Origin of the sequence: Streptomyces sp. NPDC047108, from assembly GCF_040643575.1 — a bacterium.
Classification (GTDB): domain Bacteria; phylum Actinomycetota; class Actinomycetes; order Streptomycetales; family Streptomycetaceae; genus Streptomyces.
The window spans coordinates 277,539-302,456 of the sequence record NZ_JBEYUP010000006.1; the positions used below are offsets into that span (position 1 = coordinate 277,539).

Genomic DNA, 24,918 nt, shown 5'->3' on the forward strand with positions numbered 1-24,918 from the left:
GCGACCTCTTCCGGAAGGCCCGTCCGGCTGCCGGCGGATCAGCCGGACGCGGGCGGGGTGCGGTCGGCCGCCGTGCGGGTGTCGAACTCGCGCCAGAAGCCGGCCCGGATCGCATAGCGGTCGTGCTCGTCGATCTGGTCGTCCTTGTGGGCCAGAAGGCCGAAGCGGGCCGCGTACCGCAGCAGCTCGCCGTCGATGCGGTGCGGAATGCGCGGGTACTCGGTCGAGACGTGCTGGAGCTGGCCCGGGGAGGTCAGCCGCTCGGTCCAGCGGCGGGCGAAGACCTGGCCCACCTCGAACGGGTCGCCGCTGACCGCCGTGATGTCCTCCTCGCGGTCGGCCCAGCGCTGCTCGGCGCTGGTGAGCTGGGCGAGGGTGGGGAGGGCCGCGATCTCCGGTGACTCCGACGTGCCTCCGCGCTCCACCCACCCGCGGTCGGAGGACCACCGCAGGGTGGCGTTCCCGGCGGGCGGCTGGGCCGGGTGCGGCGCGTGGACTCCGCCGGAGTGCGCCCGGCCGAGTCCGGCGAGGTCCTTCGGGGTCGGTACGCCCTTGCTGCCCGTGGTCTCACCGGTGGACGACGTGGGCTGGGCATGACCGGCCGAACCGTTCCGCGAACTCTGCGCCGTCCCCGCCTCGGTGGCCGGCGCCTGGGCGGAGGACTCGGGCAGCGGCGCGGAGAGGATCGCGGCGATCTCGGGCCCCGGGGCGGGCGGCGGCGCGCAGGGCCCCACAAGATCCTTGGCCCGTACGGCCTGTGTGATCCAGACGCGGTCCAGGACGCGCCGTTCGTCGGCCTCGGCGACCAGGTCCTCGGACTGGTTGAAGTCACCGTCCGCCGCCTGCACGGCCCAGAGATGGATGGCGACGCCGTGCTCCTTCGCGTCCATCAGTCCGGGCAGCAGATCGCCGTCACCGGTGACCAGGACGATGTCGGAACACGCTCGATTGCGGGCGAGTTCGGTCAGTTCGGCGTGCATGGCGGCGTCCACGCCCTTCTGCGCCCAGCGCCCGTCGCTGCGGGTCAGAGCGCCCAGGCGGACGGTGACGCGGGGCATCACGCGCAGCCGCCGGTGCTCGGGCTGCGGGACGCGGTCGGGGGCACCGTCGAACCAGTAGATCCTCAGCAGCGGACGCTCGGTGTCGGCTTCGGCGCGCTCTCTCAACCCCTGGATGAGCGCGCTGTGATCGACGGTGATGCGGGCCCGTGCGGGCTCTCCGGCGAGGAGGCTCGCGGCAGCGCCCAGCAGATAGCCGGCGTCCACCAGGACGACGCAGCGGTCCACGTTCCACCCTCTTTCGTGAAGACCGTCGCCCCCCGGAACGGCGCTTTTGCATCGGATTTACTTCGAGTCTGCCCGACCGTACGAGGGTTATCAGTCGGAACTCGATCATCGGCGTGGCGAGTGGGGACGGGGCAACGCAAGGCACCGCCCCACCCGCCCTTTTCACGCACGGTAATGGTTCAGAATGCGTTCCGTGTCCGGCCGTGCGAGCGTTGATCCGAAGCGGTTCCGGCTCCCGCCCGGGCCGCAGGCCACGTTCCAGACCCCGCACAGGAGGCGATCATGGCCAAGAACCGGAACCAGAATCGGAATCAGCCCAAGAACCGCGGTGCGTCGCAGCGCCCGGGCGAGCGCGCGCAGGGCCCGAACTCGCAGGACCGGTCCCCGGAGTCGCAGGGCCAGCAGCCGCACTCCTCCGGTCAGGACGAGTCGTCCCCTCAGCGCAAGCGGAAGAGCAGCTTCGGTCACAACTGACCGTCGCCGGAGGGCAGCCCAGCACGCCGAGGGGCGCGACCGCACAGGTCGCGCCCCTCGGCGCCGGTTGTTCGGTTGGTCAGCCGGCCAGACAGGACGGGCCGAGCAGCACCTTCAAGTCCCCGAAGAGCGCCGGGTCCGCGGTGACGCGGTGCCGGTCCAGCCGCAGCACGGTCGTCTTCCGCGCCCCCAGGAGCTTGATGCGGACCTCCGTGCTGCCCCGGTGGTGGGTGAGCACCTCGCCCAGCTTCTCGACCAGCGGCGGGGTCACTTTCACCGTCGGGATGGTGATGGTGACCGGTGCGTTGGCGGAAGCCTCGGACAGGTCGGGGACCATCAGCTCCATCGCGACCAGCCGCGGCACGTCCTCCCGCTTGTCCAGCCGCCCCTTCACGAAGACGACCGCGTCCTCGACGAGTTGGGTGGACACCAGCTGGTAGGTGGCGGGGAAGAACATGCAGTCGATGGAGCCCGCCAGGTCCTCGACGGTCGCGATGGCCCAGGCGTTGCCCTGCTTGGTCATCTTCCGCTGGAGTCCGGAGATGATGCCGCCGATCGTCACGATCGCGCCGTCGGAGTGCTCACCACCGGTGAGCTGGGCGATCGCGGCGTCCGCCTTGTCGTTGAGGACGTGCTCGATACCGAACAGCGGGTGGTCGGAGACGTAGAGACCGAGCATCTCCCGCTCCTGCGCGAGCAGATACGCCTTGTCCCACTCGATGTCGGAGAACTCGACGTCCAGTCCGAAGCCCGGGGTGTCGTCTCCCGACTCCTCCCCCATGCCGCCGAAGAGGTCGAACTGTCCCTCGGCCTCCTTGCGCTTGACCTGGACCACATTGTCGATCATGGGCTCGTAGTGCGCGGTGAGGCCCTTGCGGGTGTGGCCCATCTCGTCGAACGCGCCGGCCTTGATGAGGGATTCGACCGTGCGCTTGTTGCAGACCACCGCCTCGACCTTGTCGAGGAAGTCGGGGAACGAGGTGTACTTCCCCTTCGACTTGCGGCTGCGGATGATCGAATCCACCACGTTCTGGCCGACGTTCCGCACGGCGGTGAGACCGAAGAGGATGACGTCGTCACCCTGGGCGGTGAAGTTGGCCTCGGACTCATTGACGTTGGGCGGGAGCACCTTGATGCCCATGCGGCGGCACTCGTTGAGATAGACCGCCGACTTGTCCTTGTCGTCGCGCACGGAGGTGAGCAGCGCCGACATGTACTCGGCCGGGTAGTTGGCCTTGAGGTACGCGGTCCAGTAGGTGACCAGGCCGTACGCCGAGGAGTGCGCCTTGTTGAACGCGTACCCCGCGAAGGGCACCAGCACGTCCCACACGGCCTGGATCGCCTCGTCGGAGAACCCCTTGTCGCGGGCGCCCTTCTGGAAGTTGACGAACTCGGCGTCGAGGACTTCCTTCTTCTTCTTGCCCATCGCGCGGCGCAGCAGGTCGGCCTGGCCGAGGGAGTAGCCCGCGAGCACCTGGGCGGCCTTCTGCACCTGCTCCTGGTACACGATGAGGCCGTGGGTGATGTCGAGGACCTCCCGCAGAGGTTCCTCGAGCTCGGGGTGGATCGGTGTGATCTCCTGCTGCCCGTTCTTGCGCAGGGCGTAGTTGATGTGCGAGTTCATGCCCATCGGGCCGGGCCGGTAGAGGGCCGAGACCGCGGAAATGTCCTCGAAGTTGTCGGGCTTCATCATGCGCAGCAGGGAGCGCATGGGGCCGCCGTCGAACTGGAAGACGCCGAGGGTGTCACCGCGGCAGAGCAGTTCGTAGGTCTTGGGGTCGTCCAGGGGCAGGTCGAGGAGCTTGAGGTCGATGCCCTTGTTGGCCTTCACCATCTTGACCGCGTCGTCCATGATCGTGAGGTTCCGCAGGCCGAGGAAGTCCATCTTCAGCAGGCCCAGCGACTCACAGGTCGGGTAGTCCCACTGCGTGATGGTGACCTGGTCGGAGTGGCGCACCCAGACCGGGATGTGGTCGGTCAGCTTCTCGCTGGACATGATCACGCCCGCGGCGTGCACACCCATCTGCCGGACCAGGCCTTCCACGCCGCGCGCGGTGTCGATGACCTTCTTCACGTCCGGCTCGTTCTCGTACATCCCCCGGATCTCGCCCGCCTCGCTGTAGCGGGGGTGGGCGGGGTCGGTGATGCCGGAGAGCGGGATGCCCTTGCCGAGGACGTCGGCGGGCATGGCCTTGGTGAGCCGGTCGCCCATCGCGTACGGGTAGCCGAGGACGCGTGCGGAGTCCTTGATCGCGTTCTTGGCCTTGATGGTGCCGTACGTGCCGATCATGCAGACCTTGTCGGCCCCGTACTTCTCGGTCACATACCGGATCACCTCGGCGCGCCGACGCTCGTCGAAGTCGATGTCGACATCGGGCATGGAGACACGCTCGGGGTTGAGGAACCGCTCGAAGATCAGCCCGTGTTCGATGGGATCGAGGTCGGTGATGCCCAGGGCGTACGAGACGATCGAGCCCGCCGCGGAGCCCCGGCCGGGGCCGACGGCGATGCCGTTGTTCTTCGCCCACATGATGAAGTCGGCGACGACGAGGAAGTATCCCGGGAACCCCATCTGGATGATGACGTCCATCTCGTACTCCACGAGGCGCTGCCGGTCCTCGGGGACGCCGCCGGGGAAGCGGCGGCCCATGCCGCGCTTGACCTCCTCACGGAACCAGGTGACCTCGGTGTAGCCGTCGGGGACGTCGAACCGGGGCATCAGGTCGCGCTTCTCGAACCAGCCGGTGGTGTCGATGAGCTCGGCCACCCTGGCGGTGTTGGCGCACCCCTCCTGCCAGGCGTCGGAGGAGTCGATGGCGTACATCTCGTCGGTGGACTTGAGGTAGTAGCCGGTGCCGTCGAAGCGGAAGCGGTCCGGGTCCGAGAGGTTCTTGCCGGTCTGGATGCACAGCAGGGCGTCGTGCGCGGACGACTCGTGGGAGTACGTGTAGTGCGAGTCGTTGGTGACCAGCGGCGGGATGCCGAGCTTCTTGCCGATCTCCAGAAGGCCGTCGCGGACCCGGCGCTCGATCTCGATGCCGTGGTCCATCAGCTCCAGGAAGTACCGGTCCTTGCCGAAGATCTCCTGGTACTCGGCCGCCGCCTTCAGCGCCTCCTCCTCCTGACCGAGCCGAAGCCGGGTCTGCACCACACCCGAGGGGCAGCCGGTGGACGCGATGAGTCCCTCGGCGTGCTCGGCGATGACCTCCTGGTCCATACGGGGCCACTTGGTGAGCCAGCCCTCCTTGTAGGCGTCGGAGGAGAGGCGGAAGAGGTTGTGCAGGCCCTTCTGGTTGCTCGCCCAGATCGTCTTGTGGGTGTAACCACCCGAACCGGAGACGTCGTCCCGCTTCTGGTGCGGCTGACCCCACTGGATACGCCGCTTGTTGCGCCGCGACTCGGGGGCGACGTACGCCTCGATGCCGATGATCGGTGTGATGCCGGCGGAGGTGGCCTGCTGGAAGAAGTCGTACGCCCCGTGGAGGTTGCCGTGGTCCGTCATGGCGATGTGTGACATGCCCATCTCCTGACAGGCATTGAACATGTCCTTCAGCCGCGCCGCACCGTCCAGGAGGGAGTACTGAGTGTGCACGTGCAGGTGCGTGAACGGCGGCTTTGCCACGGCTGGGGACCTCCGGCGGGACGTCGGTTGACGGGTGGGGCTTCGGGCTCGAAGTCTATGCCTCCGCACTGACAGCCCACGGGCACTCGCGGGTAGCCTCGCGCGTTGGAACAGCCGGAAGCACGACCTTCTCCACAAGGCACCAGGAGGCGCACGACGATGTCGTCCCAGCAGGACACGGCGGACCGGGCCGAGCAGCGCGGCGAGGAGATACTCGCCGTCTTCGACACCGCCTTCGGGCAGCTCCTGAGTGCCGATCCGGCCGCGTTCCGGGTGAAGTTCCGGAAGATGGCCGGCTCCGCCTTCGCCTTCTACCGCGGTACCGCCTGCCTGTTCTACAGCGACCTCGAGAGCGGGCGGAACAGCGGCCCGTATCTGGACGAGCGCACCGCCCGGGTGTGGATCCACGGCGACCTCCATGCCGAGAACTTCGGCACCTACATGGACGCCAACGGCCGCCTCATCTTCAACGTCAACGACTTCGACGAGGCGTACGTCGGCCCCTTCACCTGGGACCTGAAGCGCTTCGCCGCCTCCGTGGCCCTGATCGGGTACACCAAGGCCCTCAGCGACGAGATGATCAGCGATCTGGTGCGGACGTACGCCGCCGCGTACCGCGAGCGCATCCACGCGCTGGCCACCGGCGCCAAGAACGACGAAGTGCCGCCCTACTCGCTCGACACCGCCCAGGGCGCGCTGCTCGGCGCGCTGCGCGACGCCCGCTCCCTGACCCGCTTCGGGCTGCTGGACTCGATGACCGAGATCCGTGACTTCGAGCGGCGCTTCTCGGCGGGAGGCGGCGCCATCGAGCTCGACGCCGCGACGCGCTACAAGGTGCTGGCCGCGTTCGACGGCTATCTGGAGACGCTGCCGGAGTCCAGCCTCGCCCGGCCGGACTCCTACCGCGTCAAGGACGTCGTCGGGCGCCGCGGCATCGGCATCGGCAGTGCGGGCCTGCCCTCGTACAACATCCTGCTGGAGGGCAACAGCGACGCCCTCGAGAACGACGTCGTCATCTACATGAAGCAGGCGCAGACCCCGGCGGTCTCGCGGCACATCACCGACGCGCGGGTCCGCTCGTACTTCCAGCACGAGGGGCACCGCACGGTGATCTCGCAGCGGGCGCTGCAGGCCCACGCGGACCCGTGGCTGGGCTGGACCGAGCTGGACGGCGCGGGCCAGCTGGTGGCCGAGGTGTCGCCGTACGCGGTGGACCTCGACTGGTCCGACATCGACGACCTGGCCGAGATCTCCGAGGTCGTCGGCGACCTGGGGCGGGCGACCGCCACGATGCACGCGGCGGCGGACGACGAGAGCGGCCACTCGCTGGTCCCGTTCTCCACGGAGCGCGCGATCGACGCGGCGATCGCGGCGGACGAGAACGGCTTCGCGCAGCTCCTGGTCGACTTCGCGCACGAGTACGGGGCGCGGGCGCGGGCGGACCACCAGATCTTCGTGGACCTGTTCCGCAACGGCCGGATCCCGGGGCTGTAGCCGCGGGGGGATTCGGGAACGACACATCCCGGAATTCATCCATCCGATTACCCCGACCTCGGCGCGGAGCATTCTGGTCCGTTTCCGCACAGCCCCGGTCTCAAGCCGGAGGCAGAGTAAGGGCCGACAACCAACAGGTTGTCGGCCCTTCTCCAATCGAGCACCTAGCGCAATGGCGCAAACCGCCCATCAGGGACAATCTATCGCCCTCGCACCCCGCCCGACACGCCAAGCAATTCCTTGACTCCGAAGGATCACCTGGGGAAGCATATGGAGCATGCGTGCGAATGCCATTCACCTTCCGCGCGCATCCGACCGACACACAACAAAAAAGTGGGGGGAACATGAAATTGCACGCCAAGCGACTGGCGGCTGCAATCGGCGCGGCGGCTGCGGCGGTCTTGCTGGTCAGCAGTCCCGCTGTGGCCGGAACGGACATCTACGTCAACACAACGGATCCGTTCAACGGGGGAGCTGCTGGATTCTACTCGGACGGTGAAATATTCACCGTTTGCGACAACAGGTCGGACGGGATGAGGGCCATTGGCCACATCTTCTGGCAGGACTCCAACGGATCCCACTGGGTTCCGGTTGAGGACACCAACGGCTCCGGAAATTCATGCGCCCGCAAGAACCTCTCCATCGGGGAGGGGGAAAAGGTGAGCGTTGAGATTTGCCTCCAGAACGGATCGAGCGGGGACAAGAAATACTGCGCGATCGACCGCGGGGGTAAGGCTTAACCATTACCCCCCGCTCGATGTCACCGCCTGATTGCTGACCAGCAGTCGGGATGGGTGGGCGCACTTCGCGGTGCGCCCACCCTCACGCCAAGCAGACGCAGTCGACTCACGGCTCAGCCCACCCAGGACCCGAGGGATCTACAGGGCGAACCGGACACACGTACTGGATTGGACCGAACTGGTCCGCCGAGTGAGACCGCCCCAGGCTCGCGCGCCCTGCGAGCGCACCTGACGAACGAGTACGACCACTTAGGCACCTCTTATCCGCGGTCATGGCACACTCTCCGCGATGGACATATCCGGGGCACCCCTGCGGGCACTACGCGCAGCGCTCTTCAGCGCGCTCTGCGTGACGATGTCCGCTGCCGCACACGTGCTGCTCTCGGGGGCCCCTCTTCCTGCCCTCACCGTCACGGGCCTGTCCGTCGGCGTCTTCGCCATCGCCTACGCCGTCGCAGGCCGGGAGCGCCGTTTCGGCGCCATCGCCGGGCTGCTCATACCGCTCGAGCTGGCTGCGGACACCGTCTTCACCGCCGGCCAGCACGCTTGTTACGGCCATGCGGGCGGTCCGGTGGCGGGTCCCCTGCGTTCAGTCGGGGTGGACCTGCTCTGCCGGGGTGGGGACTTCGGCACTCCGCTTGCTCGGATGGCGAGTCGGGACGACGTACCCCCACTGCCGCACCTGTCCTCCGACCCTATGACGCCGTGGCTACTGCTGGCCGTCCATGTAGCGGTCGGCCTCGTGGCCGCAGCATGGCTACGGCGAGGCGAGACAGCGCTGGCCCGGCTGGTGCGGGCAGCCGCGGGCTTTGCCTTCCGGCCGCTGCTGATCGCTGTCGCGTCGTTGTCCCACGCGGCCGAGCAGACCATCGATCGTTCGAGGCCTGCCTTCGGCCCACCGACGTCGCGGCTCCTCCCCCTGCTCGCTCATTCCGTCGGCCGACGCGGACCGCCGTGCCCGACGGCTTTCTGAAGTCCCGGCACAGAACATCCCCCACCGCATCAGTGACGTCGTGACGTCACTGCGCCGCTGACGTCACGACGACACCGACTTGAAGAGCAGGAATCTCACCATGAGCAACCGCAACAGCAAGGCAAACAAGGCAGCCGCACGCGAGCGCCTCCGCGAGGAGCGCGCCCGACAGGCGAAGCGGGAGAAGATCCGTCGGCAGCTCGTCGTCGGCGGCTCGATCGTCGCCGTCCTCGGCATAGCCGCCGGGATCGGCATCGCCGTCAGCAACATGGGCGGCAGCGGCGGCAAGGTCAGCAACGAAGACTGGGTGAGCACCGCGCAGAAGTCGGCGTTCACCAAGCCTGCCAACACCTCCGGCGACAAGGGCACGGTCGTCGTCATCGGCGACAAGAAGGTCAAGAACACCGTCGAGGTGTACGAGGACATGCGCTGCCCGGTCTGCGCGAGCTTCGAGGAAGCCAGTGGTGACACGGTCATCAAGGACATGAAGGCCGGCAAGTACAAGCTGCAGTTCACCCTGGGCGCCTTCCTCGACGAGAACCCGCAGATCAAGGGGTCCGGTTCCAAGAACGCTCTCAGCGCCCTGGGAGCCGCCCTGAACGTCAGCCCCGATGCCTTCCTGGAGTACAAGAAGGCGCTGTTCTCCCCGGCGAACCACCCGAAGGAGACGGAGGACAAGTTCTCCGACGACGCGTACCTGCTGAAGATCGCCAAGAAGGTCGACGAGCTCAAGAGCAACGCAGCCTTCGAGAAGGCAGTGAAGCGCGGCACCTACGACAAGTGGGCCCTGGCGATGAAGGACCGCTTCAACGAGGCCAAGGACGTGTCCGGCACGCCGAGCTTCAAGGTCAACGGGGTGAAGATGGCGGTCGAGGGCGCCCCCGAGGGCACCCCCATCGTGACACCTGAGCAGTTCAACGCCGCTTACGAGAAGGCGCTCAAGCAGAAGAGCTGATTCACGGCGCAGGCGGGGTCGCTGTCGGCACGCGTCATGCGACCCCGCCCGTCCGCGTTCGCCCCGTTCAGTCGAACCGCTCAGTCGACGCGGCACGGCCATGAGTGAACGCGCCTCAACGAGGCAGCTCTTGGCGAAGCGACGGTTGCATGCAGCGCTTCCACTCTGCGGCGGCGAGCGCAGACGGTTTCAGCCTCCGTGTCTGACGTGTCCCATCGCGCCCCCTGACGCTCTCAGGTCCCGGGGCAGCTACCAGTTCGTGCTTCGTCCCCGGAGCCAAGATTGCCCGTGCGGTGAACACGACAAGAAGAGGCGGCAACACTCTCCACATCGACCCTACTCGCCCGTAATCTGATCGGCCGTGACCGATTTCCTACCCAACACCACAACGCGCCGCACGGTCGTCAAGGCCGCTGCCGCCTCCGCCGCGCTGATTCCGCTCGTCGGAACCGCCGGCGCCATGGCTGCCGAAAGCGCAGCCCCCGTCTTCCTGCACGGCGTCGCATCGGGCGATCCCCTCCCCGACGGCGTGCTCCTGTGGACCCGCGTCACGCCCACCCCCGAGGCCATGCCCGGCTCCGGCAAGGGGCCGAAGGTCACGGTCGGTTGGCAGGTCGCCGAGGACAAGTCCTTCACCAAGGTCGTCGCCAAGGGCAGCACCAGCGCCGACGCCTCCACCGACCACACCGTGAAGGTCGACGTCCGCGGGCTCCGCCCCGCCACCGCCTACTACTTCCGGTTCACCCAGGGCGATGCCACCTCCCCCGTCGGCCGCACGCGGACCGCGCCCGCGCACGACGACGCCGCCCACTCCGTACGGTTCGGTGTGGTCTCGTGCGCCAACTGGGAGTCCGGTTACTTCTCCCCGTACCGCCACCTCGCGGCCCGTGCCGACCTCGACGCGGTACTTCATCTCGGCGACTACATCTACGAGTACGGCACCGGCCAGTACCCGGAGGCGAAATACGTCGTCCGCCCCCACTCCCCCGTCCACGAGATCGTCAGCCTCACCGACTACCGCGTCCGGCACGCCACGTACAAGACCGACCCCGACCTCCAGACCCTGCACGCCACGCACCCGGTCGTCGCGATCTGGGACGACCACGAGTTCGCCAACGACGCCTGGTCGGGCGGCGCGGAGAACCACACCCCGGACGGTGAGGGTGCCTGGGCGCAGCGCATGGCGGTGGCGAAGCAGGCGTACTTCGAGTGGATGCCGGTGCGCACCTCCACCGAGGGCACGACCTACCGGCGGTTGCGCTTCGGCAAGCTCGCCGATCTGCATCTGCTGGATCTGCGCTCGTTCCGGTCGGAGCAGGCGGGTACCGGCAGCGGCGGCGTGGACGACCCGAACCGTACGATCACGGGCCGGGCCCAGCTCGACTGGCTGAAGAACGGGCTCGCCTCCTCCGATGCCTCGTGGAAGCTGGTCGGCACCTCGGTGATGATCTCGCCGTTCGCGTTCGGCTCGCTGCCGGCCCATCTGCTGGAGCCGATACTCGAGTTGCTGGGGCTGGCCAAGGAGGGGCTGGCGTTCAACAACGACCAGTGGGACGGCTACACCGACGACCGGCGTGAACTGATCGCGCATCTGCGCGACCGCGGCATCACCAACACGGTCTTCCTGACCGGTGACATCCACATGGCGTGGGCGAACGACGTGCCAGTGAAGGCGGCCACGTATCCGCTCTCGGCGTCCGCGGCCACGGAGTTCGTGGTGACCTCGGTGACGTCGGACAACCTCGACGACATCCTCCACGTCCCGGCGCAGACGGTCTCGCTGGCCGCGGCGGGGATCATCAAGGCGGCCAACCGCCACGTCAAGTGGGTGGACCTGGACTCGCACGGCTACGGCGTCCTCGACGTCGCCGCCGAGCGGACGCAGATGGACTACTACACGGTCTCCGACAAGAGCGACCGCAACGCCACGGCGAAGTGGACGCGCTCGTACCGGACCAAGTCCGGCACGCAGAAGGTCGAAAGGGTGGACGCTCCCGTCCGCTGAGGGCACACTTTCGGCCACTTCGATTTCGCATACGACTGGTGCTGAGCGGTCGCGGTGAGTGGTGCGTTCCGGGTACAAACCGGGGCACACCACTCACCTCCGCTACGTCGGTCGTAACCGATGTGTCTCATAGTGGGGAAGTTGTCAGAAGATCTCTCACCAACGTCCACAATTGCCCCACTTGTTGATTGGGCCAGATCGAATCTGCTGAAGATCTGACAGGGCCTCGTAATCTCCCGGCGACGGGCGGAAATCCCACCCGTCACCGTGCTCGCGAGGAGCCCACATGCGCCCGACTGCCCGTATATCCCCGCGCCTTCGCAACCGCTTGATCGGCACCGCACTGGTGGCGGGGGCCATGGCCTTCGCCCCGCTGTCGGCTCCGGCCGGCGCCGCGACCGCACCCCAGGACCGGGCTGCGTCGTCGGCCGAAAAGTGTGCCGACACAAGCGGTGCCGGCGCCGCGGCTCGCGTGGCCGACCCCCACAGCAAGTACGGGAAGCCCGGCGCCAAGGAGCCGGGTGAGGTGTCCGCGGCCGAGGCCAAGGCCATGGACAAGAGACTCGACCGCAGAGTCGAGCAGCTCCGCAAGTCGCCGCAGGGCCGGATGCTCGCCGCCAGGGCCGCCGCCTCCACCACCATCCCGGTGTACTTCCACGTCGTCCACGACGGTGCCACCGGCAAGCTCACCGCCGCCGACGTCGACGGCCAGATGACCGTGCTCAACGAGGCGTTCGCGGGCAAGGGCGACGGCAACACCGCCAGCCAGTTCAAGTTCAAGCTGGTCAAGACCGACTACACCGACAACGCCGAGTGGTACAACCAGCTCGAGCCCGACGGCGCCCAGGAGCGCGCCATGAAGACCAAGCTCCGCAAGGGTGGTTCGAGCGCCCTGAACATCTACTCCGCGGACCTCGGCGGCGGTCTGCTCGGCTGGGCGACCTTCCCGGACTGGTACCCGGACGACCCGAAGATGGACGGCGTCGTCGTCCTCGACGAGTCCCTGCCGGGCGGTTCGGCCACCAACTACGACGAGGGCGACACCGCCACCCACGAGGTCGGCCACTGGATGGGCCTGTGGCACACCTTCCAGGACGGATGCTCGGACACCGGTGACATGGTCGCCGACACCCCGGCCGAGTCGAGCCCGGCCTTCGAGTGCCCGGTCGGCCGCGACACCTGCGCCGCCGAGGGCCTGGACCCGATCAAGAACTTCATGGACTACACGTACGACTCGTGCATGACGCAGTTCACGCCGGGTCAGGTGGAGCGCATGACGGAGTCCTGGCTCGCCTACCGCGCGAGCTGATCACCGGCCGACGCCCTGCGGGCTGAACACCGTGTGACGCCGTACGCGGCGACCAGTGGGCCACGCCGTACGCGCTGATCACCACCTGGGTTCCGGCCCCTTCTCCGTGCTGCCTGCCGCACACGCCATGTGCGGCAGGCAGCCGCGCGTTCACGGGACCGCCGGACCGGCCCGGCCAAGGCGCCGCTCATGCCGACGCGCGCCACTCGCGCCCGCCCGCGCCCGCCCGCGCCGCTCACGCCCGCCCGCGCCGCTCACGCCAGTTCGTCGAGGAACCCCAGAGCCACGGACCACGTGGCCTCCGCCGCCTCCGCGTCGTAGTCCGGCAGCTCCGGGTCGGTGTAGAGGTGCCCGGCCCCGGCGTAGCGGAAGACCTCCACCTCCGCGCCGGCCCGCCGCATCCGCAGATACCACGCGTTCAGCCAGTCGTCCGGCTCGAACGGGTCCGGGTCGGCGACGTGGAGCTGCACCGGGAGCTCGTCGGCCGTGGCGCTCTCCGCGAGGTCGGACGTGCCGTGCAGCAGAAGCAGCCCGCGCGCCTTGCCGTCCGCGAGGGCGAGATTCTGGGCGATCGAGCCCCCGAGCGAGAGGCCCGCGTAGACCAGGCCGCGGTCGGACAACGGCGCCGAGGCGGTGATCGCGCGCTTGAGCAGCTCGTGCTGCCCGATCTCGTCCTTGATCTCCATGCCCTCCTCGACGGTCTCGGCGGTCCGGCCGTCGTACAGGTCGGGCACATGCACCTCGTGGCCCGCCGCCCTGAGGCGGTCGGCCGCCGCGTGCACCGCGGGCCGCAGCCCGTAGGCCGAGTGGAAGAGGACGATGGTCGAGGACGGCACGGCGGTCACTTCCCTCTCGGTGTATCTCTCATCTCACATCGTGCCAGCTACCTTCGTGGGTACGTGGACAGCCGTGGGCGCGATCAGGCGCCCGGCCGACCACTCCGAAGGGAGCTGAAGTGTCCATGGAGGACGTGCTGCGTCCGGTGCTCGTGTTCGGCGGCTCGGTGGCAGTGACCGTCGTCATCGGCTGGATCGTCGATGTGATCCTGCGCAGAACCGACGCCCGGCACCCGGAGACCCCGCTGTGGGGCCTGTTGCGCCGGTGCAGAGTACCCCTCCAGTTCGTGCTGTGCGCCGCCCTGGTCCGTAGTTCCTATGACCAGACGCACATCGCCACCTCCCACAGGGAGGGCATCGCCCAGATCCTGACGATCGTCCTCATCGGTGCCACGGCCTGGCTGCTCATCCGGATCTCGGCGGCCATCGTGGAGTCGGCGTACTCGAAGTACGCGACGGGCACGCGGGACGCGGCCCGCGTACGGCGCGTACGCACGCAGGTCACCCTCATCCAGCGCGTCGTGACCGCGGTCGTCGGCGTGCTGGGCATCGCCCTGATGCTGCTGACGTTCCCGGCCATGAAGACGCTCGGAGCCTCGATGCTCGCCTCGGCCGGTCTCCTCGGCATCGTCGCCGGTATCGCCGCCCAGTCCGCCCTGGGGAATCTCTTCGCAGGACTGCAGATCGCCTTCGGCGACATGGTCCGCATCGGTGACACGGTCGTGGTGGACGGCGAATGGGGCACGGTCGAGGAGATCACACTGACCTTCCTGACCGTGAAGACCTGGGACGAGCGCCGGTTCACGATGCCGGTCTCGTACTTCACCAGCCAGCCCTTCGAGAACTGGTCGCGCGGCGGTCCGCAGATGACCGGCACCGTCTTCTTCCATCTCGACCACGCCGCGCCCGTCGGCCTCATGCGGGAGCGGCTGCACGAGATCGTGCAGGAGTGCCCGGCTTGGGACGGACGCGACTGGAGCCTGGTGGTCACCGACAGCACGCCGACCACGATGGAGGTACGAGCCCTGGTCACGGCCCGGGACGCGGACGCGGTGTGGGCGGTGCGCTGCGAGGTCAGGGAACGGATGCTCGCCTGGCTGCGCGAGGAGCACCCGTACGCCCTGCCGCGCATCGTCACGGCCACGGTGCAGGAGACGTACGGTCCCGGCCCGGACGGCGCGGAGGACAAGAAGGACCACGGCGAGGGCGGCCCCGGCCGGACGGGTCGGGAGGACGGGGTCCTCCGCTGACGTCCGCGCCGGACTCCTGGCCGCCGGAACCGGGCGGTGCCGGAACCGAACCGGAACCGGGCAGTGCCGGAACCGGGCGGTGCCGCTCCCGTGCCGCGGCGTCAACGCCCGCGCTCGGCCCCGCCGTTGACCTGGATCACCTGCGCTGTGATGTGGTCGGCCGCCGGGGAGGCAAGCCAGTGCAGCGTCCCTGCGACGTCTCCCGGGTGACCGGCCCGGTGGTTGAGCGTCTCGTCGATCAGCTTCCGGCGCCGTCCTTCCGGCAGCTCGCCGCCGAAGAACCCGGTCTCCTCGATGTAGCCGGGGGCGACGAGGTTCACGGTCACGCCGCGCGGGCCGAGGTCCCGGGCGAGCGCGAACGCGTACGGGTGCAGGGCCGCCTTGGCGGAGCCGTACGCGTGGGACCCGGATCCGCGCAGCGCGGCGATCGAGCTGAGGAAGAGCACCCGTCCGCCCGGTGAGGCCATGTGGTCGCGGAGCGCCTCGGTGAGGAGCACGGCCGTGAGGACGTTGAGGCGGAAGTTGAGCGTCCAGTCGTGGGCGGTGGCGGCCAGCGGGTCGTCTCCGCCGGTCGGGGCCTCCAGGCCACCGTTGCCGCCCGCGTTGTTGACGAGGACGTCCACGGCGCCGAACTCCTCGCACACCAGGTGCGCGGCGCGGGCCACCGCCTGCGGATCGGTCAGATCGGCCGGGCAGGGGAACGCGCCGGGGATCTCCGCCGCGGCCCGCTCCAGGACCTCCGCGCGCCGCCCGATGAGCACCACACGGTCACCGTCCCGGGCGAACGTTCTCGCCGTCGCGAGCCCGATCCCCGTACCGCCACCGCTGATCACGACTGTGCGCGACATCCTGCCCATCCCCTCGCCGGGAGAGATCCAAGCGTTTCTGAAGATCCGTTCCGATCCTACGGCGGGCCGCCGCGCAGGCTCCGCATGTCGAGCTGGCGCAGCACGCGGTCCACGACCTCGGGGTCCGCGCCCGGTTCGCTGCGCGCCGCCAGCACCTCGTGGCGGGCGGCCGACAGCAGTTCGCCCTGGATGCGCTGGACCCGCCGGACCCGCTGGGTGCGCTTGCGGTGGGACTCGCGCCGCTCCTCGTCGACGATGTCCGGCGAGATACGGGACGCCAGGTCATAGGCGCGGCGGAGCATCTGCTCGGACAGCTCCTCGGGCAGTTCCTCGACCGCCTCGATCTCGCGCAGCCGCCGCTTGGCGGCCTTGGCGACGCGCAGGGCGAGCCGGCGCTCCTGCTCCCGCTCGACGTCGGTGTCATGGCGTACGTCGAGGCTGTTGACCAGCCAGGGCAGCGTCAGGCCCTGCAGCACCAGGGTGGTGAGCACGACGCCGAACGCGATGAAGATGATCTCGTCGCGAGCGGGGAAGTCCCCTCCCCCGTCGACCGTGAAGGGGATGGCGAGCGCCAGCGCGACCGAGGCGACCCCCCGCATCCCGGCCCACCACATGATCACGGTCTCGCGCCAGGTCAGCGGGATGTCCTCCTCGACGTCCGAGCGGCGGTGCATGCGGCGGGCGGCCCAGGCGGCGGGCAGCAGGTACAGCAGCCGGACCACGACGACGACCCCGACGACCGCGGCGGCCGCACCGAGCATCTGGCCCCAGCGGCCCGTGGCGGTGCCGAAGACGTTGTGGAGTTCCAGGCCGATGAGGCCGAAGGCGATTCCGGTGACGAGGGTGTCGATGACGTTCCAGAAGGTGTCCCCGGCCAGCCGCCCGACGACGTCGTCCGGGTCCATCGCGTACTCCGCGAGGAACAGCGCGGTGGTGAGCACCGCGAGCACGCCCGAGCCCTCGAACTCCTCGGCGAGGACGTACGAGACGAAGGGCACGAGCAGCGTCAGGCCGATCTGCAGGGTGGCCTCGCCCAGCAGGCCCATCAGCCGGTGCGCCGCCCAGCCGAGTCCCAGGCCGACCGCCACCGCGACCACCGCGGACAGCACGAGCTCACCGGCCGCCCCCGGTACGGAGAACGTGCCGCCCACCGCCGCGCCGAGCGCCACGTGGTAGAGCACGATCGCCGTGACGTCGTTGAACAGGCCCTCGCCCTCGAGGATCGACACCATGCGGCGCGGCAGCCCGAGCTTCCCGGCGACCGCGGTCGCGGCCACCGGGTCGGGCGGTGCGACGAGCGCGCCGAGCACGAACGCGGCGGCGATCGGCAGCCCGGGGACGACGGCGTGCGCGACGGCGGCGACGGCGGCCGTGGTGACGAACACCAGGGCCACGGCCAGCAGGAAGATCGGCCGCCGGTTGGCCGCGAACTGCCGCCAGGAGGTGCGCTGCACGGACGCGTAGAGCAGGGGCGGGAGGACGAGCGGCAGGATGAACTCGGGCGGCACCTGGACGTTGGGGACGAACGGCAGCAGGGCGATGACGATCCCGCCGAGCGTCATGAGCACCGGCGGGGGCACACCGAGCCGCTCGCCGAGCGGCACCGTGACCAGGGCTCCCAGGAGCAGGGCGAAGAGGAGGGCCAGTTGGTCCACGGTCGGCACGCTCCGGCAGGTCAGGAACAGGTGATCAACGCGTCAAGCCTGCCATGGGAGGGCGAAGGACCCGCCCGTCGTCCAGCCCGCGGACGCGGAGGGCGCGGACTGCCCGTGGGCTCGGAGGCGTGAACGGCCCGCGGATGCGGGGTCGTGACGGCCCGTGGCCTCGGGGACGTGAACGGCCCGCGGAATCGGAGGCGTGAACGGCCCGTGGATGCGGCGGTGTCGACGGGACGCGCCGCCGGGGCGACGTGCGCACCACTGCGGTTACGGGCGTGCGCCCCGCTGGAGCGGCTTGCGCATCGAGCGGTGCGCGATGCCCCCTTCGCGGAACTCCGCGCCGTAGGCCGCGTACCCCAGTCGTTCGTAGAAGGCGATCGCCGGCACCTGGGCGTGGAGGTCGACGGCGGTCAGGCCGAGCCGCCGCCCCTCCTCCTCGATGGCGCGCACCAGTGCCGCGCCGACGCCCAGGCCGCGCGCCGCCCGCGTGACGGCGAGGCGGCCGAGCACACCGACTCCCTCGTCGCCGCCGTTCCTGGCCGCGGCGGCGCGGCCGTGGAGCAGGCGGCCGGTGCCGAGCGGCCCGTCGGCGCCGGTGGCCAGGACGTGTACGGCCACGGCGTCGTCAGCGTCGGACTCGATCGCGGCGGGCACGCCCTGCTCGCCGACGAAGACCTCGTGACGTACCGCGAAGCAGGCGGCACGGTCGTCGTCGCCGACGGCGACCCGCACCTCGTACGCGGACCCGCGCCCGGGCTCCTGCGGACGCGCGCCGGGCGGGAAGGACGGGGACACGGAGGACGCGCCCGTCGTCATGCGCTCTCGGAGCGGACGATGTCCAGCGCGCGCTGCAGGTCCTCCGGGTAGGTGCTCTCGAACTCCACCCAGCTCCCGTCCGACGGGTGCTCGAAGCCGAGCCGGACCGCGTGCAGCCACTGGCGGCCGAGCTTCAAACGCTTGGCGAGGGTGGGGTCGGCCCCGTAGGTGAGGTCGCCGACGCACGGGTGGCGGTGGGCGGCCATGTGGACCCGGATCTGGTGCGTGCGGCCGGTCTCCAGCTTGATGTCGAGGAGGCTGGCGGCGCGGAACGCCTCGATCAGGTCGTAGTGCGTGACGCTGGGCTTGCCCTCGGCGGTCACGGCCCACTTGTAGTCGTGCTGGGGGTGGCGCCCGATGGGGGCGTCGATGGTGCCACTGAGCGGGTCCGGGTGGCCCTGGACGAGCGCGTGGTAGCGCTTGTCGACCGTACGCTCGCGGAACTGCTGCTTGAGCGAGGTGTACGCGCGCTCGGACTTCGCCACGGCCATGAGGCCCGACGTGCCGACGTCGAGGCGGTGGACGATCCCCTGCCGCTCGGCGGCGCCCGAGGTCGAGATCCGGTACCCGGCCGCGGCCAGCCCGCCGATCACGGTCGTGCCGCTCCAGCCGGGGCTGGGGTGGGCGGCGACGCCGACGGGCTTCATGATCACGACGATGTCGTCGTCGTCGTGCACGATCTCCATGCCCTCGACGGGCTCGGCGACGATCTGCACGGGCGGCGCGGCCTGCGGCATCTCCACCTCGAGCCAGGCACCGCCGGAAACGCGGTCGGACTTGCCCGCGGTGGCGCCGTCGACCTGGACCTTGCCCGAGGCCGCGAGCTCGGCGGCCTTGGTCCTGGAGAAGCCGAACATGCGGGCGATGGCGGCGTCGACGCGCTCGCCCTCCAGGCCGTCGGGTACGGGCAGCGTGCGGATCTCGGGAAGCGTGCTCACCCGTCGAGTATGCCGGACTGCGGGCAGCGACTCGTACGCCAGCTCGTACGTCGCCCGTCACCGGCTCCACGGTGAGGGCGCGCCGGGGACGCCGTGGTGCGACGCCGCCGGGACGTCAGTCCTTGTGGACCGTGCCGTCCGGGTCCAGACCGCGGAAGGACAGGATCACGATCAGGATCCCGCCGCAGACGATCGCGGAGTCGGCGAGATTGAACACCGCGAAGTGCGCGGGCGCGATGAAGTCGACCACGGCGCCCTGGAAGATGCCGGGCGAGCGGAAGATCCGGTCGGTGAGGTTGCCGAAGGCACCACCGAGCAGCAGACCGAGGGCGATGGCCCACGGGACGCTGTAGAGCTTGCGCGCGATCCGGGCGATCACGACGATCACCGTGACCGCGATGAGGGTGAAGACGATCGTCAGGGCCTCACCGATGCCGAACGCGGCACCGGGATTCCGAACGGCCTCGAACTTGAGCAGGTCGCCCACGATCTCGATCGGCGGCTGGTGCTCGAGCCTGGCCACCACGATCATCTTGCTGACCAGGTCCAGGGCGTACGCGAAGGCGGCCACCCCGAGGAGGACCGCGATCCGCCGCCTGCCCTTGGGCGCGGGTTCCCCGGCCTGCTCCGGCTCCGGCGCCCCCTCCTCGAACCCTGGAGTACCGATCGTCCGCTCCGCCTCTGCCACGTCAGTCCCTCAGCCTGTGTCCACGGGCCGGGGCATACCCGGCCGAACTGAGGACGAGAGTACGGCACACACGTGCGGGCACTCAGCGCCGCTCCTGCTTCTGCTTGCATTCCACGCACAGGGTCGCGCGCGGGAACGCCTGCATCCGGGCCTTGCCGATGGGGTTGCCGCACGACTCGCAGAGCCCGTACGTCCCGGCGTCGAGGCGCTCGATGGCCCGCTCGGTCTGGACGAGCATCTCCCGGGAGTTGGCGGCGAGCGCCAGCTCGTGCTCGCGGGTGATGTTCTTGGTGCCGGTGTCGGCCTGGTCGTCCCCGGCGCCGTCGCCGGAATCCCGCATCAGGCCGGTGAGCGCCGTCTCGGAGGCGAGCAGTTCGTCCCGCAGGCGCTCGGCCTCCTCGCGCAGCTCGGCGCGGGCCCCGGCCACCTCCTCCGGCGTCCAGGGGGACTCACCGGGGCGTACGGCGAGATCACCGGGCGCGGCCGGGGTGGCGCGCGCCGCGGGCGCGGCTGCGGGAGCCTTCGACGCGGCGGCCGACCGGCCCGTGGTCTTCTTCGCGGGCGCCGCGGCTCCCGTCCTCTTCGCGGCGGGCCTGCGGGCGCCGGGCGCCGCCTTCTTCGCCGGCGCCGTCTTCTTGGTCTGCGCGGCCTTCCCTGCCGGCGCGGACTTCTTCGCCGTGGCCCTACGCGTCGCGGGCTGCTCCGTGCTCGATGTCCCGGTCGCGGTCTTCCCGTCGGCGGATTCCGCGGCCGGCGCGATCTTCTCCGCCGTCCCGGCGGCCGAAGTCCGCTTCGTGGTCTTCTTGGCGGTGGCCCTGGTGGTCTTCGCGGCGGTCTTCTTCGCCGTCTTCTTGGCGGCCTTCTTCGCCGCGGGCTCCCGTGCCGCCGTCTTCTTCGCCGCGGGCTTCCCCGCGCTCTTCCCGCCGTCCTCGGACTTCACCGCGCGCCCCGTCCTCTTCGCCGCGCTCCTGCCCGTCCCGGAGGTGCCCGGCGCGGTGCCCCCGGTCGGGGTGACCTGCTCCGGCCCGGTCGTCTGCGGCCCGGACCGCTCGTCCGGAGCCGCGCTCCGGGCCGTGGTCTTCTTCGCCGCGGTCGTCGCGGCCGTCTTCTTCGCCGGGGCATTCCTGGCGGCGGTCTTCTTCGGGGGTGCGGTCTTGGCGGCCGCAGCCTGCGCCTTCTTCTCCGGCGTCGTCTTCGCTACTCGCGCGGTCGTTGTCACGGTGCTCTTCCTCGCCGACGATTTCCTGGACGCCGCGCCGGGCGATCCGGCCGACGCCGACTTCTGCACGGCGGACTTCTTCGCCACCATGATCGCGGCCCCTTCACATATGTGATCTTGCACGCGAGTCGTGCTGGGACGATAAATCGACTCTAAGGCGGCAGCAAACGGGGCAAACCACCACAGCCACGCCATCCGGGCGGGTCTGCAACCGTTGTGCCCCACTGCCCGCCCCGTAATCCGCCGCCCGGACTCCGCTGTCGCCCGTATGGCCATTCGGGCGACGGGATATCCGGTCGGCCGCGGTGGGCGCAGCCCCGTACACTGGGCCCAGCGAAAGGCGTGGAAGGGGACGAGTAGCGCCGCACGCAGCCATGAGCGACCCGGGGACGGTGCGAGCCCGGGGGCGAGCGCGACGTGAAGATCACCCCTGAGTCGCCGGAAGAAAGCCTGCGGCAGCGGCCCCCGTGGCCTGCGGCCCGCCGGCGAGTAGAACCGGCATCGCGGCCCCAATGAGGGGGCGGTGAGAGCAGTGCTCACCGCCAAGGAGGGTGGTACCGCGGGAGCCCGTGCTCTCGTCCCTCCGACGGACTGCATTTTTCTACAGACGTGATGTCCGCCGGAGGAAGATCCGATGACGCAGTACCGCCAGGTGCCCGCCCAGGTCGACCTGCCCGCGCTCGAGCACGCCGTGCTCGACTTCTGGCGCGAGGCCAAGGTCTTCTCCCGCAGCCTGGAGCAGACCGAGGGCCGGCCCGAGTGGGTCTTCTACGAGGGCCCCCCGACCGCCAACGGCATGCCGGGCGCCCACCACATCGAGGCCCGCGTCTTCAAGGACGTCTTCCCTCGCTTCCGGACCATGCAGGGCCACCACGTCGGCCGCAAGGCCGGCTGGGACTGCCACGGCCTGCCGGTCGAGCTGGCCGTCGAGAAGGAGCTGGGCTTCAGCGGCAAGAAGGACATCGAGGCGTACGGCATCGCCGCCTTCAACGCAAAGTGCCGCGAGTCGGTCACCCGCCACACCGACGCCTTCGCCGAGCTGACCACGCGCATGGGCTACTGGGTCGACCTCGACGACGCCTACCGCACGATGGACCCCGAGTACGTCGAGTCCGTCTGGTGGTCGCTGAAGGAGATCTTCGGCAAGGGGCTGCTCGTCCAGGACCACCGCGTCGCCCCCTGGTGCCCCCGCTGCGGCACCGGCCTGTCCGACCACGAGCTGGCGCAGGGCTACGAGACGGTCGTCGACCCGTCCGTCTACGTCCGCTTCCCGCTGACCTCGGGCCCGCTCGCGGGCGAGGCGGCCCTGCTGGTCTGGACGACGACCCCGTGGACCCTGGTCTCCAACACCGCGGTCGCCACGCACCCCGACGTGACCTATGTGGTGGCGACGGACGGCCAGGAGAAGCTGGTCGTCGCCGAGCCGCTGCTGGAGAAGGCCCTCGGCGAAGGCTGGGAGGCCACCGGGCAGACCTTCACCGGCCGGGAGATGGAGCGCTGGGCCTACGAGCGCCCCTTCGGGCTCGTCGAGATCGAGAACGCCCACTTCGTCGTCAACGCCGAGTACGTCACCACCGACGACGGCACCGGTCTGGTCCACCAGTCCCCCGCCTTCGGTGAGGAGGACCTCAAGGTCTGCCGCGCGTACGGCCTGCCGGTGGTGAACCCGGTCCGCCCCGACGGCACCTTCGAGGAGGGCATCACCCTCGTCGGCGGCCAGTTCTTCAAGAAGGCCGACGAGGCGCTGGTCGCCGATCTGCACACCCGCGGACTGCTCTTCAAGCACCTGCCGTACGAGCACAGCTATCCGCACTGCTGGCGCTGCCACACCGCGCTGCTCTACTACGCGCAGCCGTCCTGGTACATCCGCACCACCGCCATCAAGGACGCGCTCCTCCGGGAGAACGAGCGGACCAACTGGTATCCGGAGGCGGTCAAGCACGGCCGCTTCGGCGACTGGCTCAACAACAACATCGACTGGGCGCTCTCCCGCAACCGCTACTGGGGCACGCCCCTGCCGATCTGGGCTTGCGAGGAGGACCACCTCACCTGCGTCGGCTCCCTCACCGAACTGTCCGAGCTGACCGGCACCGACCACTCCGGCCTGGACCCGCACCGCCCGTTCATCGACGAGGTCACCTTCACCTGCACCGCCGAGGGCTGTTCCCTGACGGCGACGCGTGTGCCCGAGGTGATCGACGCCTGGTACGACTCGGGCTCGATGCCGTTCGCGCAGTGGGGCTACCCGTACCGCAACAAGGAGATCTTCGAGAAGCGCTACCCGGCGCAGTTCATCTCCGAGGCCATCGACCAGACCCGCGGCTGGTTCTACACGCTGATGGCGGTCGGCACGCTCGTCTTCGACAAGTCCTCCTACGAGAACGTGGTCTGCCTCGGCCACATCCTCGCCGAGGACGGCCGCAAGATGTCCAAGCACCTGGGCAACACCCTCCAGCCGATCCCGCTGATGGACCAGCACGGGGCCGACGCCGTCCGCTGGTTCATGGCGGCCGGCGGCTCGCCCTGGGCGGCCCGCCGCGTGGGCCACGGCACGATCCAGGAGGTCGTCCGCAAGACCCTCCTGACGTACTGGAACACGGTCGCCTTCCAGGCCCTGTACGCCCGCACGTCCGGCTGGGCCCCGAGCGAGGCCGACCCGGCACCGGCCGAGCGGCCGCTGCTGGACCGCTGGCTGCTGAGCGAACTGGGCGCGCTGACCGACCAGGTCACGCAGGCGCTGGAGGCGTACGACACCCAGCGCGCGGGCAAGTTGCTCTCCTCCTTCGTCGACGACCTGTCCAACTGGTACGTCCGCCGCTCCCGTCGCCGCTTCTGGCAGGGCGACGCGGCCGCGCTGCGCACCCTCCACGAGGTGATCGAGACGGTGACGCGCCTGATGGCGCCGATCGTTCCGTTCATCACCGAGCGGGTGTGGCAGGACCTGGTCGTCACGGTGACGCCGGGCGCTCCCGAGTCGGTCCATCTGTCGTCCTGGCCGGTCGCCGACACCGCGCTCGTCGACCCCGAACTCTCGCGCCAGATGGCGCTGGTGAGGCGTCTGGTGGAGCTGGGGCGGGCGACGCGTGCCGAGTCGGGCGTGAAGACCCGTCAGCCGCTGTCCCGCGCGCTGGTCGCTGCGGCCGGCTTCGAGTCACTGGGCGCCGAACTCCGCGGCCAGATCGCCGAGGAGCTGAACGTCAGTGAGCTGGCCTCGCTGTCGGAGGTCGGCGGTTCCCTGGTCGACACGACGGCCAAGGCCAACTTCCGTGCGCTGGGCAGGCGTTTCGGCAAGGGCGTCCAAGCGGTCGCCAAGGCCGTGGCCGCGGCGGACGCCGCCGCGCTGTCCGTGGCCCTCCGCGAGGGCACGGCGTCGGTGGAGGTGGACGGCGAGGCCGTCGCGCTCTCGCCGGACGAGGTCATCATCACCGAAACCCCGCGCGAGGGCTGGTCGGTGGCCTCCGACTCGGGCGCGACGGTGGCGCTCGACCTGGAGATCACCCCGGAGCTGCGGCGTGCGGGTCTGGCCCGTGACGCGATCCGGCTGATCCAGGAGGCCCGTAAGAACAGCGGACTCGACGTGGCCGACCGGATCGCACTGCGCTGGGAGTCCGCGGACGAGGATGTCCGTACGGCGCTGGCCGACCACGCCGCGCTGATCTCCGACGAGGTGCTGGCGACGGACTTCGCACCGGGCGAGGCGGACTCCTCGTACGGCGACCCGTTCGAGGACGCGGGCCTCGGACTCACCTTCCGCCTCCGCAAGACCGAGGCGTAGGACGGACCGGCACGGCGGCGCGCCCACCCGTG

The 24,918-nt window shown here is 69.7% G+C and carries 19 protein-coding genes; 10 read left to right on the plus strand and 9 right to left on the minus strand.

All coding sequences use genetic code 11. The features are described from left to right. Positions 1-38 precede the first annotated feature (38 nt). Positions 39-1,286 (minus strand): NYN domain-containing protein, encoded by a 1,248-nt coding sequence (locus ABZ822_RS15880; RefSeq protein ID WP_360853074.1) that lies wholly within the window; start codon positions 1,284-1,286, stop codon positions 39-41. Positions 1,287-1,568: 282 nt separating this feature from the next. Here ABZ822_RS15880 and ABZ822_RS15885 point away from each other — a divergent pair, with 282 nt between their 5' ends. Further along, positions 1,569-1,760, plus strand: a complete 192-nt coding sequence (locus ABZ822_RS15885; RefSeq protein WP_360853077.1) for a hypothetical protein — start codon at positions 1,569-1,571, stop codon at positions 1,758-1,760. Positions 1,761-1,839: 79 nt separating this feature from the next. Here ABZ822_RS15885 and dnaE read toward each other — a convergent pair whose 3' ends face one another. Then, entirely contained in the window at positions 1,840-5,382 is a 3,543-nt protein-coding gene (dnaE, locus tag ABZ822_RS15890; RefSeq protein ID WP_360853080.1) for a DNA polymerase III subunit alpha, read from the minus strand. 159 nt (positions 5,383-5,541) lie between these two features. Here dnaE and ABZ822_RS15895 point away from each other — a divergent pair, with 159 nt between their 5' ends. The 6 genes from ABZ822_RS15895 (at position 5,542) to ABZ822_RS15920 (ending at position 12,858) form a co-directional block, all read left to right on the plus strand. After that, on the plus strand, positions 5,542-6,876 hold the full coding sequence (locus tag ABZ822_RS15895; protein WP_360853083.1) for a DUF2252 domain-containing protein: 1,335 nt from the start codon (positions 5,542-5,544) through the stop codon (positions 6,874-6,876). A gap of 287 nt (positions 6,877-7,163) precedes the next feature. Continuing rightward, positions 7,164-7,616: a hypothetical protein gene (locus tag ABZ822_RS15900; RefSeq protein WP_360853086.1), complete on the plus strand. Its 453-nt coding sequence runs from the start codon at positions 7,164-7,166 to the stop codon at positions 7,614-7,616. A 289-nt stretch (positions 7,617-7,905) separates the two neighbouring features. Beyond that, a complete protein-coding gene (locus ABZ822_RS15905) occupies positions 7,906-8,589 on the plus strand; it encodes a hypothetical protein (RefSeq protein WP_360853089.1) in 684 nt (227 codons plus the stop codon). A 100-nt stretch (positions 8,590-8,689) separates the two neighbouring features. Next, positions 8,690-9,544, plus strand: coding sequence for a thioredoxin domain-containing protein (locus ABZ822_RS15910; protein WP_360853092.1), 855 nt, complete (start codon positions 8,690-8,692; stop codon positions 9,542-9,544). 361 nt (positions 9,545-9,905) lie between these two features. Continuing rightward, positions 9,906-11,549 carry an alkaline phosphatase D family protein gene (locus ABZ822_RS15915; RefSeq protein WP_360853095.1) on the plus strand — a complete coding sequence of 548 codons (1,644 nt, stop codon included), beginning with the start codon at positions 9,906-9,908 and terminating at the stop codon, positions 11,547-11,549. 472 nt (positions 11,550-12,021) lie between these two features. After that, positions 12,022-12,858 (plus strand): zinc metalloprotease, encoded by an 837-nt coding sequence (locus ABZ822_RS15920; RefSeq protein ID WP_360853098.1) that lies wholly within the window; start codon positions 12,022-12,024, stop codon positions 12,856-12,858. A 254-nt stretch (positions 12,859-13,112) separates the two neighbouring features. Here the strand turns inward: ABZ822_RS15920 and ABZ822_RS15925 are convergent, their stop codons facing one another. Next, positions 13,113-13,694 carry a dienelactone hydrolase family protein gene (locus tag ABZ822_RS15925; protein WP_360853101.1) on the minus strand — a complete coding sequence of 194 codons (582 nt, stop codon included), beginning with the start codon at positions 13,692-13,694 and terminating at the stop codon, positions 13,113-13,115. A gap of 125 nt (positions 13,695-13,819) precedes the next feature. Between ABZ822_RS15925 and ABZ822_RS15930 the strand changes: the two genes are divergently transcribed. Next, complete coding sequence (locus tag ABZ822_RS15930) at positions 13,820-14,944, plus strand: mechanosensitive ion channel domain-containing protein (protein WP_360853380.1); 1,125 nt, start codon at positions 13,820-13,822, stop codon at positions 14,942-14,944. Positions 14,945-15,045: 101 nt separating this feature from the next. Here the strand turns inward: ABZ822_RS15930 and ABZ822_RS15935 are convergent, their stop codons facing one another. From ABZ822_RS15935 to ABZ822_RS15960, 6 genes are all read right to left on the minus strand, one after another. Then, positions 15,046-15,792 (minus strand): SDR family oxidoreductase, encoded by a 747-nt coding sequence (locus tag ABZ822_RS15935; protein ID WP_360853104.1) that lies wholly within the window; start codon positions 15,790-15,792, stop codon positions 15,046-15,048. A 56-nt stretch (positions 15,793-15,848) separates the two neighbouring features. Next, positions 15,849-17,447 (minus strand): Na+/H+ antiporter, encoded by a 1,599-nt coding sequence (locus tag ABZ822_RS15940; RefSeq protein WP_360853107.1) that lies wholly within the window; start codon positions 17,445-17,447, stop codon positions 15,849-15,851. Positions 17,448-17,717: 270 nt separating this feature from the next. Then, on the minus strand, positions 17,718-18,266 hold the full coding sequence (locus tag ABZ822_RS15945; RefSeq protein ID WP_360853110.1) for a GNAT family N-acetyltransferase: 549 nt from the start codon (positions 18,264-18,266) through the stop codon (positions 17,718-17,720). Continuing rightward, positions 18,263-19,204, minus strand: a complete 942-nt coding sequence (locus ABZ822_RS15950) for an RluA family pseudouridine synthase (protein ID WP_360853113.1) — start codon at positions 19,202-19,204, stop codon at positions 18,263-18,265. Before ABZ822_RS15950 ends, ABZ822_RS15945 begins: the two co-directional genes overlap by 4 nt. 115 nt (positions 19,205-19,319) lie before the next feature. Next, positions 19,320-19,892, minus strand: a complete 573-nt coding sequence (locus ABZ822_RS15955) for a signal peptidase II (RefSeq protein ID WP_360853116.1) — start codon at positions 19,890-19,892, stop codon at positions 19,320-19,322. An 82-nt stretch (positions 19,893-19,974) separates the two neighbouring features. Next, the gene (locus tag ABZ822_RS15960) at positions 19,975-20,319 is read right to left on the minus strand and encodes a TraR/DksA C4-type zinc finger protein (RefSeq protein WP_360853119.1); all 345 of its coding nucleotides are present in this window, start codon (positions 20,317-20,319) and stop codon (positions 19,975-19,977) included. A 61-nt stretch (positions 20,320-20,380) separates the two neighbouring features. Between ABZ822_RS15960 and ABZ822_RS15965 the strand changes: the two genes are divergently transcribed. Together ABZ822_RS15965 and ileS are read left to right on the plus strand one after the other, a co-directional pair. Further along, the gene (locus tag ABZ822_RS15965) at positions 20,381-21,226 is read left to right on the plus strand and encodes a hypothetical protein (RefSeq protein WP_360853122.1); all 846 of its coding nucleotides are present in this window, start codon (positions 20,381-20,383) and stop codon (positions 21,224-21,226) included. Between the two features lie 519 nt (positions 21,227-21,745). Continuing rightward, complete coding sequence (gene ileS, locus ABZ822_RS15970) at positions 21,746-24,886, plus strand: isoleucine--tRNA ligase (RefSeq protein WP_360853125.1); 3,141 nt, start codon at positions 21,746-21,748, stop codon at positions 24,884-24,886. The last annotated feature ends 32 nt before the right edge of the window (positions 24,887-24,918 follow it).